This is a genomic window from Spongiactinospora rosea (assembly GCF_003315795.1).
Taxonomy (GTDB): Bacteria; Actinomycetota; Actinomycetes; order Streptosporangiales; family Streptosporangiaceae; genus Spongiactinospora; species Spongiactinospora rosea.
This window is the reverse complement of the sequence record NZ_QMEY01000033.1, coordinates 1-13,000: the sequence shown is the minus strand read 5'-3', so window position 1 is coordinate 13,000 and position 13,000 is coordinate 1. Positions and strand designations below refer to the sequence as shown.

Genomic DNA, 13,000 nt, shown 5'->3' with positions numbered 1-13,000 from the left:
ACCCGGCCCGGGCGCACGTACCGTCACGGGTATGAGCACCATCACGCAGGGCGGCCCGTCGCTTCCCCAGGAGCGCCGCGTCGTCACCGAGATCCCCGGCCCCCGGTCCCGTGAGCTGCTGGCCCGCAAGCAGGCGGCGGTGCCCGCGGGCGTCGGTACCACGCTGCCGGTCTTCGTCACCCACGCGGGCGGCGGCGTCGTCGTGGACGCCGACGGCAACTCGCTGATCGACTTCGGCTCGGGCATCGCGGTCACCAGCGTGGGCAACGCCAATCCGCGGGTGGCCGAGCGGGTGCGCAAGCAGGTCGGCGACTTCACGCACACGTGTTTCATGGTCACGCCGTACCAGTCGTACGTCGAGGTGTGCGAGGCGCTGAACCGGATCACCCCCGGAGACCACGAGAAGCGCACGTTCCTGGTGAACAGCGGCGCCGAGGCCGTGGAGAACGCCGTCAAGGTGGCCAGGCACGCCACCGGCCGGCCCGCGGTGGTCGTCTTCGACCACGGCTACCACGGGCGGACGCTGCTGACGATGACGCTCACCGCCAAGAACATGCCTTACAAGCACCGGTTCGGGCCCTTCGCGCCCGAGGTCTACCGGATGCCGCTGGCCTACCCGTTCCGCTGGCCGACCGGCCCGGACAACTGCGCGGCCGAGGCCGCGGCCCAGGCCATCGACACGATCAACAAGCAGATCGGCGCGGAGAACGTCGCGGCCGTGGTGATCGAGCCGATCGCGGGCGAGGGCGGGTTCATCGAGCCGGCCCCCGGGTTCCTGCCCAGGCTGGCCGAGTTCTGCAAGGCCAACGGCATCGTGTTCATCGCCGATGAGGTGCAGACCGGCTTCGCCCGTACCGGCGACCTGTTCGCCTGCGAGCACGAGGGCATCGTGCCGGACATCGTGACCACCGCCAAGGGCATCGCGGGCGGACTGCCGCTGGCCGCGGTGACCGGCCGGGCCGAGCTGATGGACAAGGTCCACGCCGGCGGGCTGGGCGGCACCTACGGCGGCAACCCGCTGGCCTGCGAGGCGGCGCTGGGGGTGCTGGAGACGATCGAGAGCGACGGGCTGGTGGAGCGGGCCCGGCGGATCGGGTCGATCATGCTGCCCCGGCTGCGCGCGCTGGCCGAACGCCACCCGGTGATCGGCGACGTCAGGGGCAGGGGCGCGATGGTCGCCATCGAGCTGGTCAAGCCCGGCACCAAGGAGCCCGACCCGGTCACGACCGGCGAGGTGGCGCGGCGCACCCACGCCGAGGGGCTGCTCACGCTGACCGCCGGCACCTACGGCAACGTGCTGCGCTTCCTGCCGCCGCTGGTGATGCCGGACCACCTGCTGGACGAGGGGCTCGGCATTCTGGACAAGATCTTCGGCGACCTCTGATCTTCTCCGGGTCGCCACGGCTTGCCCGGCAATTAGGACATCAGGCTTATATGTCTGGTGTCCTAATTTATTGCCCTACGCCAAGCGTGACGCCGGTGATTTACCGCACCTTGACGCCCGATTAGGCGATCAGTGAGCGAGACAGGGTTATAACGGTTCCCGTATGGCACTGACGATCACCTCGGGGAGCGTGATGGACGGGGGTCCTGCCGCGACGGCACGGCTGTTCGATCCCGACGGCCTGACATACGCGCAGCGGTGCGGCGACGCGTGCGTGGTCTGCCACAAGAAGTGGCCGAGACCGCGCGTGCGGGTGGGCCGGTTGCCGGACGGCGTGGCCGTACTGGCCTGCGGCGAGTGCGCCGACGCGCTGGTGCCCGCCGTGGCGGCGACGCCCTGCCCGTTTCCCGCGCCCATGCCCGGCAGACGCCGGGCCGCGCTGTCGTGAGCGGCGTCAGCCGACGAGGCCCTGCCAGCGCTTCTGCCATTCGGCGTAGTCGGTGCACTTCGCCGCGCCCCCGCTGTGACCGCAGTCGGCCGACGGCCGGGTGGCGAAGGTCACCTTGTCCAGCCACTTCTCATCGCCCACGCGGAACGCCGCGCACACCCGCCCGGCCCGGCCCGTGCACGCGCGGGGATTGGCCGGGGCCAGCCCGTTCCAGGCGGCGGCGTCGCGCTGCGCCCGGGGCGTGCTCATCCACCGCAGCCACCGGTAGGCGCAGCCCGGGTGCTGCGGCTCGGCCGCCAGCATCCAGGCGTCGGCCCGGCCCGGGCCCGGGTCGGCGGAGGCCGCGCGTACGGGCCGCCCGGCCCTGCGCAGCAGGTTCAGCACGTATGGAGAGGTCTGCGCGAGCGGGGTCGAGCCGTCGGCGAAACCGGACACCACGTCGAGCGGGTCGGTCCAGTAGACCCGTCCCTCGCCCTTGCGTCCGGCGAGCAGGGTGAGCGCCCGATCCAGTTGCGCGGGCGTGAGCTGGAAGGGGTCCTTCACGCCGAGATCGGGCTCGGTGCGGCTGAGCGCGAGCGCCGCCACCGCGATGCTCAGCGGATCGTCCTCGATGGCCGCCGCGTCGGAGCGGAACAGCGCGTCCGCGCCGCGCGGGCGCTCCCCTTCAGCGTCATAGGCGAGCTGGGTGGTCTCCCACAGGTACGGGACGCCGTAGACCTTGCCGCCGCGGTTGTAGGCGGGCAGCGTGCGCAGCCGTTTGGGGATGTCGTCGTAGTCGGGCAGCAGGGCGGTGTTCACCGGCCCCACCTTGCCCTCGGTGATCAACCGCCCGGCCGCCTCGGGACCGGCGGCCACCACGTCGTAGGGCGCGGCGTCGTACGCCTTGTGCAGCTCCTCGGCATTGCGCACGTGGTCGAGCGTGGTCACCTTGCAACCGGTCTCCCGCTCGAACGGCGCGACCCAGTTGACCTTGGGGTCGTTGCCGCCCCACTCGGTGTAGCCACGGTAGGAGAGCACGGTCAGCAGGCCCTCCCCCTCGTCCAGCGACGCCGTGGGAGTGGGGGTGGGAGTGGGTTTGGGGGACGGCGTGGTGCGGGTGGCGGCCCGGGACGAATCGGCGGTGGCCACGCCCGCCCCGCCGCACGCCGCGAGCGCGGCGCCACCGGCGCACACGAACGCCGCCATCCGCCTGCCACGCCTCACCTGGGGCCCCTTCCACCGCCTACGTGCGGGAGCCTACCGCCCACCGGCCATCCCCGACGCGCCTCACGCCGATCCCGATGAGCACCGTCGCGCGGCGACGGTCAGACCACCACGCCAAAAACGCTCGCGCCGAAGGCCAGGCTCGGCAGTCAGCCCAGCACAGCGTCCCGACGAGGCGGCCCGGCCGCAGCGGACCTCGCCGGAGCACGCAGCACCAGACAGGCCAGCACCGCGGTGACGACCTCGAAAGCCGGGCTCAAAGGTCAGCCCAGCCCGGCATCCTGACGGGACGGCCCGGCCGCAGCAGACTTCGCCGGAGCACACAGCACCAGACAGGCCAGCACCGCAGCCCCCACACAGCAGCCCACCACAACCTCGAAAGCCGAACTCGGGAATCAGCCCAGCACGGCATCCTGGCGGGGCGGCCCGGCCGCAGCCGGCCTCGCCGGAGCACGCAGTACCAGGCGGGCCAGCACCGCAGCCGCTACGCAGCAGCCCACCCCCACCCATGACCCGAACGACAGTGCCGAGACGAAGGACTCGCGCGCCGCCCCGGCCAGCCCCGCGTCGTGCAGCGCGAGCGCCCCTGCGATCGACTCGCGGGCGAGGTCGGGAGCGCCGGCCGGCATGCCGGACGCGTACACCCCGGCCAGCACGCTGCCCAGGATGGCGACGCTCAGCGCCATGCCCACCTGCTGCACGGTGTCGTTCATCGCCGAGCCCACGCCCGCGCGCTCCGGTGGCACCGCGCCCATGAGCGTGGCGTAGGCGGCCGGGCCCGCGAGCCCGGAGCCCAGGCCCATCACGATCAGGGCGGTGATCATCGTGCCGTAGCCGTCCACCGGGCCGGTGAAGGACAGCACCGCGAAGCCCACCGCCATCACGCCCAGGCCCGCGACGATCAGCAGCCGGTTGCTCACCCGCTGCCCGAGCCCCGCGCCGACCGCGTTGAAGACCGCGCCCGCCACCGCGTACGGCACCAGCGCCACACCCGCCTGCAAGGGGCCGTACCCCAGCACGAACTGCAGGTACTGGGTGATCATCAGCAGCAGCGCCCCGGTGCCGAACGAGAGCAGCACGATGGAGAACGACGACCCGCTGAAGTTCCGGTCCCGGAACAGTTCCAGCGGCAGCATCGGGTTCCTGCTGCGCGCCTCCCAGACCACGAACCCGCCGAGCGCGACCACGGCCACCGCCATCGCGGCCAGCGACGCCGGCGTCGTCCAGCCCGCGTGCGGCCCGGAGATCACGACGTAGACGAGCGCGGTCATCCCGGCGGTGGACAGCAGTACGCCCAGCGGGTCGATCGGCCGCGCCGGACCGCGCGTCTCGGGCATCAGCGCCACCGCGGCGATCACCGCGACGACGGCCACCGGGATGTTGATCAGGAAGACCGAGCCCCACCAGTAGTTCTCCAGCAGGAAACCGCCCAGGGTCGGTCCGGCGATGACGCCGACCATGGCCACGGCGCTCCAGGCGGCGATGGCCTTGCGGCGCTCCTCGGCGTCGAAGACGGTGATCAGGATCGACAGGGTGCTCGGCATCAGGATGGAGCCTCCGACGCCCATCAGCGCGCGGGCGGCGATCAGGTGCCACGGCTCGGCGGCGAGCGTGGCGACCATGGACGCGCCGCCGAAGACGACCAGGCCGATGATCAGGAAGCGCCGCCTGCCGTACCGGTCGGACAGACTGCCCGAGGTGAGCAGCAGGCCCGCGAAGACCAGCACATAGGCGTCGATGATCCACTGGATGTCCCCGTTGGTCGCCCCGAGGTCGCGCATCAGCGCGGGGATCGCGAGGTTGAGCACGGTGTTGTCGACCACGAGCACCAGCAGGCTCAGACAGAGCACCCCGAGGATCAACCAGCGCCGGGGGTCGCGTTGTGGCGCCGCGCCGGGCGCATCTCGTACGGTGTTCGATTCCACCCGCACAGCGTACGATATCTCTCGAACGCTGTGCGAGCGGGTTTAGAATGTTCGCCGGAGAAGGAGGGCTCCGGTGACAGCGAAACCGCAGTACATCTCGGTCTGGGCGCGCGAGGCGGCCGAGCGGGCACGGCCCGCCACCGCCAAGCCGGCACGCGACCAGCCGAGCCGGGCCCAGATCGTCCGCGCCGCCATCGAGATCCTCGACACCGAGGGCCTGGACGCGCTCAGCATGCGCCGCCTCGGCGCCAAGCTCGGCATGGGCGCGACCTCCATCTACTGGTACGTGGCCAACAAGACCGACCTGCTCGACCTCGTGATAGACGAGGTGTTCGGCGAGATCGCCGTCCCGGCAGGCGGCGGGATCGGCTGGCGCGAGGCCACCAGCGTGTTCGCACACAGCCTGCGCCGCGCTCTGATGCGCCACCCCTGGCTGGCTCGCCTGCTCGGGGGCCGCCCCAACATCGGCCCCAACGCGCTGCGCATGGCCGATCGGATGGCGACCATCTTCGGCGACGCCGGCCTCGGCCACACCGACATCGACTTCACCGTCACCGCCGTGATCGGCTACGTCATCGGCATCTCCGGTACCGACGCCGCCTGGCGGGAGACGGTCAACGCCTCCGGCCTCACCTACGAGGAGTGGACCGAGCAGCACGATCCCGCACTCCGGGCGGGCACGGCCGACCTGCCCCGGCTGCGCGCGGTCATCGAGGCACAGCGGCGCCTGCCGGACACGGCCCGCGCCGTGGAGGCGCGGTTCGAGTTCGGGCTGAACTGCCTCCTGGACGGCATCGCCGTCCGCGTGACCTGACCCGCGATTTCCCCCACCGTGTAAGGCTTTTACGATCCGGATTTACAGCCTGATCAGATAGTGTCGGGCGCGTGCTCCCTACCATCGCCGACATCCTGGCCTTGGAACCGGTGCGCCGCGGCAACCCCCGAGTCGTGGCCGGCGCGGATCGGCTGGACACCCGGGTCCGCTGGGTGCACGTGGGCGAGGTGACCGACATCGCGCAACTGCTGCGCGGCGGCGAACTCGTCCTCACCACCGGGGTGGCGCTGCCCGACGATCCGCGCAAGCTGATCGACTACGTGGGCGCGCTGGCCGAGGTGGGCGCGTCCGGGCTGATCGTCGAACTGGGCCGCAGGTTCATCGGCGAGCTTCCCGCGCTGGTGGTCGCCGCCGCCGAAGAGCAGGGCCTACCGCTGGTCACGCTCGCCCGCGAGACGCCGTTCGTGCAGATCACCGAGTCGGTGCACGCCCGCATCATCGACATCCAACTGGAGGAGCTGCGCGCCTCAGAGCACCTGCACGAGGTGTTCACCGAGCTTTCCGTGGAGGGCGCGTCGCCCGCCGAAGTACTCGGCCAGGTCGCGCGGATCTCCGGCAAGCCCGCGCTGCTGGAGAACCTCGCCCACCAGGTGCTCGCCTGCGAGAGCGCCGGTCGCGACACCGGCACGCTGCTCGCGACCTGGGAGACCCGCTCGCGGGCCGTGGCCCCCGCCGAGCGCACCGCCTACGACGCCACCTCCGGCTGGCTCGTGGCCATGGTGGGCGCGCGCGGCCAGGACTGGGGCCGGCTCATCCTGTTCTGCGACGAGCGGCCGGGCCCGCGCGACATCGTGCTCGCCGAGCGCGCCGCCACCACACTGGCCCTCGGCCGCCTGCTGGAACGCCACCAGCGCAGCCTGGAGCGCCAGGCGCACGGCTCGATCATCACCGGCATCCTCACCCACGCCTACGCCGACCCCGAGGAGGCCGCCGCCCGCGCCCGGGCGGTGGGCGTGCCGCTCACCGGCCGCAAGCTGGTCAGCGTGGTGCTGCGGCTCACCGAGTCCGGCGGCACCGCCCTGGACGGCCAGGCGCAGCTCGGCGACCTCGCCGAGGCCGCCGCGGGCGCATGCCGCGACGTACGCCTGCCCGCCCTGGTCGGCTCCCTGGACGAGGACAGGGTCGCGGTCCTGCTCCCGCTGCCGCCGCGCGGCGTGGCCGAGGCCGCGCTCACCGCGCTCGCCGAACGCCTCCGCATCGCCTTCAACCCCGCCTTCGTGCTGGCCGCGGGCTCCACCGTCGAGTCGATCAAAGACGTCCGGCGCAGCTTCCTGGAGGCCGAGCAGGTGGCCGACGTCGCGGTACGGCGGCCGGACGGCCGGGTCTTCTACCGCATGACCGACCTGCGCCTGCGCGGGCTGCTCCACCTGCTGCGCGACGACGCCCGGCTGCAGACCTTCGCCGAACGCGAGCTGGCCGCGCTGCTCGCCCACGACGCCCAGCGCGGCGGCGACCTCACCCGCATCCTGCGCGTCTACCTCGACGCGGGCCGCAACAAGGCGGTCGCGGCCCAGCGCGCGCACCTTTCCCGGCCCGCCTTCTACGACCGGCTGCGCCGCCTGGAACGCATCCTCGACACCGACCTCGACGACGTGGACTCCTGCCTGTCACTCCACGTGGCGCTGCTGGCACTCGAATCCTTCCGGCGGGCGCCGCACTGACCCGGAACCCCGTGGATGTAGGCGAATTGCCATACCTTTCTCGGCGTTTTTAGCGTGTTTCGCTGACGTTCCGGGTCAAAGATCGGCACCATGGTTGACCGACGATCAACGCCCTCAGCCCAACCTGTGCCGGAGACAACATAATGACGCGTCGTATCCTCGTCGGCCTGTCGGCCGCCACCGTTCTCGTGGTCGCCGCCGTACCGGCCGCATCGGCGGCGCCCGCGTCCGTGGGCTTCCCCACGGCCCAGTTCCCGCTCGGGCTGCGTGGCGTACCGGCCCGCGCGCACAGCGCCGTGGCACCGGGGATCGACCTGTTCCGGGTCGGCAGCGGCAAGGCCACCGAGGGCTGGACGGTCACCGTCCTGATGCCCAACGGCCGCGACCACGGCTCCCAGGCCGACGCCGACGCCAAGGCCGCCGAGGTACAGGCGGCGGGCGAGACGCCGATCGTGACGCGGTTCGTACGCCCCGGCGTGGCCGACGACCCCGAGCGGGAGTACTTCTCCGTCCGGATCGGCCGCTGGACCCTCAAGGAGCGCGCCAAGGCCGACAAGCTGGTCGCCAAGCTGAAGAAGGACGACATCCGCGCCAAGACCGACTACCTGGGCGACGACGGCTTCGAGACCACCGGCCCGTGGAGCATGCAGGTGCTGATGGTGGACGGCCGCCGCTTCCGCGGCTCCTACGTGGCGAGCGTCGGCAAGAGCGTGGCCAAGCGCGAGACCACCTCGTCGATGTCCAAGCAGGTGAACGCGATCGCCGGGGTCAACGGCGGGTTCTTCAACATCCACACGCCGAAGCAGCTCCAGGGCGACCCCATGGGCATCTCCGTGGTGGGCGGCAGACTGCTCAGCGAGGCGGTGGCCGGGCGCAGCGCGCTGATCCTCAAGGGCGGCACCGCGCGCATCACCGAGTTGAAGACCCAGATCGGGGTCTCGGGCGGGGAAGGCGGCGGGTCCGCCGTCCAGGGGATCAACCGCGCGGCGGCGGCAGACGAACTGGTCGTCTACACCGAGGAGTTCGGGGAGAAGACGGCCGCCGACGGCGGAGCGGAGGCGGTCGTGGAGGCCGCCACCGGCAAGGTGGTCAAGGTGCGCGCGGCGGGCGGCACCGTGCCGCGCGGCACCTGGGTACTGCACGGCAGCGGCGCCACCGCCGACTGGATCAACCAGCACGCCTGGACCGACTGGACGCTCACCCTCAACACCAAGGTCATCGACCAGCGCACCGGCAAGGCCGTGCCGCTCACCCCGGACACCCACATCCTCGGGGGCTCGGTCGGCCTGGTCCGCAACGGAACCGTCAAGATCACCGCCAAGGCGGACGGCCACGCGTCGGTCAACATGATCCTCCGCCGCCACCCGCGCACCCTCGCGGGCATCAGCCGCACCGGCGGGCTCATCCTGGCCACCGTCGACGGCCGCAAGCCGGGCGAGGCGGTGGGCGCGTCGATGGTGGAGGCGGCCAAGCTGATGCGCTGGCTCGGCGCCAAGCAGGCCATCAACCTGGACGGCGGCGGCTCCACGGCCATGGTCGTCAAGCACAAGGTCGTCAACCGCCCCTCCGACGGCCGCGAGCGCACCGTCGGCGACGCCCTCTTCATCACCGCCCGCTGACCCGGCCCCTTTTGCCCCTTTGAAAGGGCATGAACCCCGGATCGGGTTCATGCCCTTTTCGCTTCGTGCCGCCCGTCAGATGATCGACTTGCGCACGCGGGCGCCCGGGGCGCCATCGAGTGACCCGTCCTCTCGCGAAAAGGGCATGCCCCGGACCCGGGTTTATGCCCTTCCCCTTTGTTTTGTGCCGCCCGTCAGATGATCGACTTACGCAGGTGGGCGCGTATCACTGCCCGCTGCCCCAGCCACTCCTGAAAAGGGCATGCCCCGAACCTCGAGTTCACGCCCTTCCCCTTTGTGCCGCTCGTCAGGTGATCGACTTGTGCAGGTGGACGCGCGCGGCCTCACCCGCGGTGCGCAGGGCGCCGTCGAGGTGCCGGCCGTCGGGGCCGCCCGCGTTGGCGATCGCGCCGCGGCCTCCCGCGCCGCCGCCGATGGTCCTGCCCGCCTCATGCAGAATGTCCCGGGCCCGTACGCCCGCCGCGTACAGGTCCGCGCTCACCGCCGCGACCAGCCGGGCCCGGTCCGCGTCGCCGCTCGCGAGCACCACCACGGCGGGACGGCCCTCGCGCCGGTCGAGGACCGCCTCGGCCAGGGTCCGCAGGTCGGCGGGCACGTCGCCGTCCACGCGGGCCGCGACCAGCCACCCTTCGCCGGGGCCGTCGCCGTCCACCCGCACGGCCCGCTCCGCCAGCCGCGCCGCCGTACGCTCGACCTCGATCCGGTGGAACCGGCCGAGTTCGCGGCGCGCGGACGCCAGCGCCTCCAGCCGCTGCCGCAGCCGCTCGGGCGCCTCCTCCGGCCGGGCCACGCCCAGGATCGCCGACAGCTCGGTCAGCAGGTGACGCTCGCCGCTCTGCCTGCGCAGCGCGTCGTACCCGGTCAGCGCCTCGATCCTGCGCAGGTTCGCGCCGATCGACGACTCCCCGACGATCTTCACCGGCCCGGCGAGCGAGCCATGGGTGATATGGGTGCCGCCGCAGAGCTCGCGGGAGAAGTCGCCGATGTCCACGATCCGCACGGTCTCGCCGTACTTCTCGCCGAACAGCGCGAGCGCGCCCGCCGCCTCTGCCTCAGCCCGGCTCGCGTACCAGACCCGCACCTCCGGATCGTCCAGGATGCGCTCGTTGACCAGTTCCTCCACCTGGTGCAGCAACTCGGGCCCGACCGCGGAGAAGTGCGCGAAGTCGAAGCGCAACCGCCCCGCCTCCACCAGCGAGCCGTGCTGGCGGGCGTGGTCGCCCAGAATACGGCGGAGCATCGCGTGCAGCACTGCGTCGCCGAATGGGAACGCGCGATCGCCGCCCGGCGCGGCCCGTCCACGGACGCCTCCACCGCCTCGCCCGTGCGAACCTCGCCCGAGATCACCTTCGCGGTGTGCACGTGCAGCCCGTCGAGTCCGTACCGGGTGCCGGTGACCGCGAGCACCGCGCCGCCCGACGTACGGACCGTGCCGGTGTCACCGACCTGGCCGCCCGCCTCCGCGTAGAACGGCGAACGGTCCAGGACCAGCTCCATCTCCTGCCCCTCCCCCGCACCGGGGACGACCGCGCCGCCGGCGATCAGCCCGACCACCGTGCCCTCGCTGGTCAGGTCGGTGTAGCCCACGAAGTCGGTACGGCCGTGCCGCGCGGACAGATCGCGGTAGAGGTCGGTCCGGCGCAGCGCCTCCGCCGTCCTGGCCCTGTCCCCCGCCTGCGCCCGCCGCCGCTGCTCGGTGAGCAGTTCGGCGAACCTGTCCTCGTCCACCGAAAGCCCCGCGTCCCGCGCCGCCTCCACGGTCAGCTCGACCGGGAAGCCGAACGTGTCGTGCAGCTCGAACGCGGTCTCCCCCGGCAGCACGGACGCCGACGAGCCGCGAACACGCTCGATCGCCGCGTCCAGCAGCCGCGAACCGGACCGCAGCGTACGCGTGGACGACTCCTCCTCCGCGCTCACCACCCGGGAGATCAGCTCCGCCTGCGCGGGCAGCTCCGGCCACACCTCCCCGAGGTTGCCGACGACGCTCGCGGTCACCGCGGGCAGCACAGGCCCCTCGATGCCGAGGAGCCGCGCGTGCCGGACGACGCGGCGCATCAGCCTGCGCAGCACGTAGCCGCGCCCCTCGTTGCCCGGCAGCACGCCGTCCGCCACCAGGAACGCGACCGTACGCGCATGCTCGGCCACCACCTGGAAGGACAGCGCCCGCGGCGAACCGTCCCGGCCGGGGAAGCCACGGCCCGCCAGCTCCTCAACCGTGCGCAGCGTCGGCGCGAGCAGGTCGGTCTGGCACACCGTGTCCACGCCCTGGAGGATCATCGCCAGGCGGTCCATGCCGAGACCGGTGTCGATGTTCCTGCGGGGCAGCTCACCGACGATCTCGTAGCCCTCCTTCACCGAGCCGGTCCCCCGGGTCTCACCGCGCACGGTGTGCATGAAGACGAGGTTCCACAGCTCGATGTACCGCTCGTCATTCACCGCCGGCCCACCCTCGGGCCCGAACGCCGGGCCCCGGTCGTAGCACAGCTCGGACGACGGCCCCGCCGGGCCGGGCACGCCCATCGACCAATAGTTGTCCTTCATGCCGAGCCGCTGAATCCGCTCGGCCGGGACACCGCGCGACCGCCAGTGCAGCGCGGCCTCGTCGTCATCGAGGTACACGGTCACCCACAGCCGGGCCGGGTCGAGACCATAGCCGTTGACGAACAGGTCGTGGGCGAAGTCGATCGCCTCGGTCTTGAAGTAGTCGCCGAACGCGAAGTTGCCCAGCATCTCGAAGAAGGTGGCATGGCGGGTGGTCCGGCCGACGTTCTCGATGTCGCTGGTACGCACGCACTTCTGCACCGACGTCGCCCTGCTGTACTCCGGCTGCGCCGTACCGAGGTAGTAGGGCTGAAACTGGTTCATTCCGGCGTTGGTGAGGAGCAGGGTGGGTTCGGAAGGGATCAGCGAGCTGGAGGGCACACGCTGATGTCCGCGCGCGGTGAAGTAGTCCAGGAAAGTGTCCCGGATCTGCGGGGAACGCATGGAACGGCCTCACATGGGTGGAGCCGGACGAACACCGGAATCTCCTCGCCACCTGACCGGTGACGTTCGTCCGAAAGGATCGATGGGCGGGCAGCACACGCCGAGCCGGCCGAGGGGATCAGGCGAGGACGTGGTCCTCGGAGTGTCCCAGCTCGGCGCGACTAGCTCGCCGCCCCACCATGCTCGTCCTTCCGTAGGTCGTTGGGTCCAGTGTAGACGGTGGTGGGGGTGAGGGTAGTAGGGCATAAAAAAGGGAGGCCCTCATCGCCCGGCACGGAACCTCAACTCCGTGCCGGGCGACAAGGGCCTCCCCATATTCAATATTTGTGCGGCAGCGACCTACTCTCCCACACCGTCCCCAGTGCAGTACCATCAGCGCAGGCAGGCTTAACTTCCGGGTTCGGAATGTAACCGGGTGTCTCCCCACCGCCATAACCACCGCAACACATTGAAACCACCAACCGGCGCAGACCCACCCCCCAAAAGAGGCAGACCGCAGCCTGGTTGCAGTCTCAGAATCACACAGTGAACGCGAGCACCACACACAGCACAGACGTGTTTGTTGTGGTCAAGTCCTCGGCCTATTAGTACCAGTCAGCTCCACGCCTCACAACGCTTCCACCACCAGCCTATCAACCCGGTCATCCACCGGGAGCCTTACCCCACCTTCGTGGGAGGGAGACCTCATCTCAAGGCAAGCTTCCCGCTTAGATGCCTTCAGCGGTTATCCTTCCCGAACGTAGCCAACCAGCCATGCACCTGGCGATACAACTGGCACACCAGAGGTTCGTCCGTCCCGGTCCTCTCGTACTAGGGACAGCCCCCTTCAAGTCTCCTACGCGCGCAGCGGATAGGGACCGAACTGTCTCGCGACGTTCTAAACCCAGCTCGCGTACCGCTTTAATGGGCGAACAGCCCA

General features: G+C 71.2%; 9 protein-coding genes and 2 rRNA genes. 5 read left to right on the top strand and 6 right to left on the bottom strand.

Annotated elements, in window-relative coordinates:
- The first annotated feature begins 31 nt into the window (after nt 1-31).
- Both gabT and DP939_RS40495 read left to right on the top strand, forming a co-directional pair.
- Complete coding sequence (gabT, locus tag DP939_RS40500; RefSeq protein WP_113986151.1) at nt 32-1,384, top strand: 4-aminobutyrate--2-oxoglutarate transaminase; 1,353 nt, start codon at nt 32-34, stop codon at nt 1,382-1,384.
- Nucleotides 1,385-1,547: 163 nt separating this feature from the next.
- On the top strand, nt 1,548-1,832 hold the full coding sequence (locus DP939_RS40495) for a hypothetical protein (protein ID WP_225878802.1): 285 nt from the start codon (nt 1,548-1,550) through the stop codon (nt 1,830-1,832).
- Between the two features lie 6 nt (nt 1,833-1,838).
- On the opposite strand, the gene DP939_RS40490 is transcribed toward DP939_RS40495, so the two are convergent.
- Together DP939_RS40490 and DP939_RS40485 are read right to left on the bottom strand one after the other, a co-directional pair.
- A complete protein-coding gene (locus DP939_RS40490; RefSeq protein WP_147268334.1) occupies nt 1,839-3,035 on the bottom strand; it encodes an extracellular solute-binding protein in 1,197 nt (398 codons plus the stop codon).
- 395 nt (nt 3,036-3,430) lie between these two features.
- Complete coding sequence (locus DP939_RS40485) at nt 3,431-4,960, bottom strand: MFS transporter (RefSeq protein ID WP_113986209.1); 1,530 nt, start codon at nt 4,958-4,960, stop codon at nt 3,431-3,433.
- Between the two features lie 73 nt (nt 4,961-5,033).
- On the opposite strand from DP939_RS40485, the gene DP939_RS40480 reads away from it, so the two are divergent.
- From DP939_RS40480 to DP939_RS40470, 3 genes are all read left to right on the top strand, one after another.
- Complete coding sequence (locus DP939_RS40480; RefSeq protein ID WP_113986149.1) at nt 5,034-5,774, top strand: TetR/AcrR family transcriptional regulator; 741 nt, start codon at nt 5,034-5,036, stop codon at nt 5,772-5,774.
- Between the two features lie 71 nt (nt 5,775-5,845).
- Nucleotides 5,846-7,456 (top strand): PucR family transcriptional regulator, encoded by a 1,611-nt coding sequence (locus DP939_RS40475; protein ID WP_113986148.1) that lies wholly within the window; start codon nt 5,846-5,848, stop codon nt 7,454-7,456.
- A 143-nt stretch (nt 7,457-7,599) separates the two neighbouring features.
- Nucleotides 7,600-9,075, top strand: coding sequence for a phosphodiester glycosidase family protein (locus DP939_RS40470; RefSeq protein WP_113986147.1), 1,476 nt, complete (start codon nt 7,600-7,602; stop codon nt 9,073-9,075).
- Nucleotides 9,076-9,382: 307 nt separating this feature from the next.
- Here the strand turns inward: DP939_RS40470 and DP939_RS48310 are convergent, their stop codons facing one another.
- The 4 genes from DP939_RS48310 to DP939_RS40455 form a co-directional block, all read right to left on the bottom strand.
- Nucleotides 9,383-10,087 (bottom strand): DHHA1 domain-containing protein, encoded by a 705-nt coding sequence (locus DP939_RS48310; protein ID WP_225878800.1) that lies wholly within the window; start codon nt 10,085-10,087, stop codon nt 9,383-9,385.
- Complete coding sequence (gene alaS, locus DP939_RS40465) at nt 10,012-12,081, bottom strand: alanine--tRNA ligase (RefSeq protein ID WP_225878798.1); 2,070 nt, start codon at nt 12,079-12,081, stop codon at nt 10,012-10,014. Before alaS ends, DP939_RS48310 begins: the two co-directional genes overlap by 76 nt.
- Before the next feature lie 326 nt (nt 12,082-12,407).
- Nucleotides 12,408-12,524, bottom strand: a 5S ribosomal RNA gene (gene rrf, locus DP939_RS40460).
- A 121-nt stretch (nt 12,525-12,645) separates the two neighbouring features.
- Nucleotides 12,646-13,000, bottom strand: a 23S ribosomal RNA gene (locus DP939_RS40455); the annotation flags it as partial.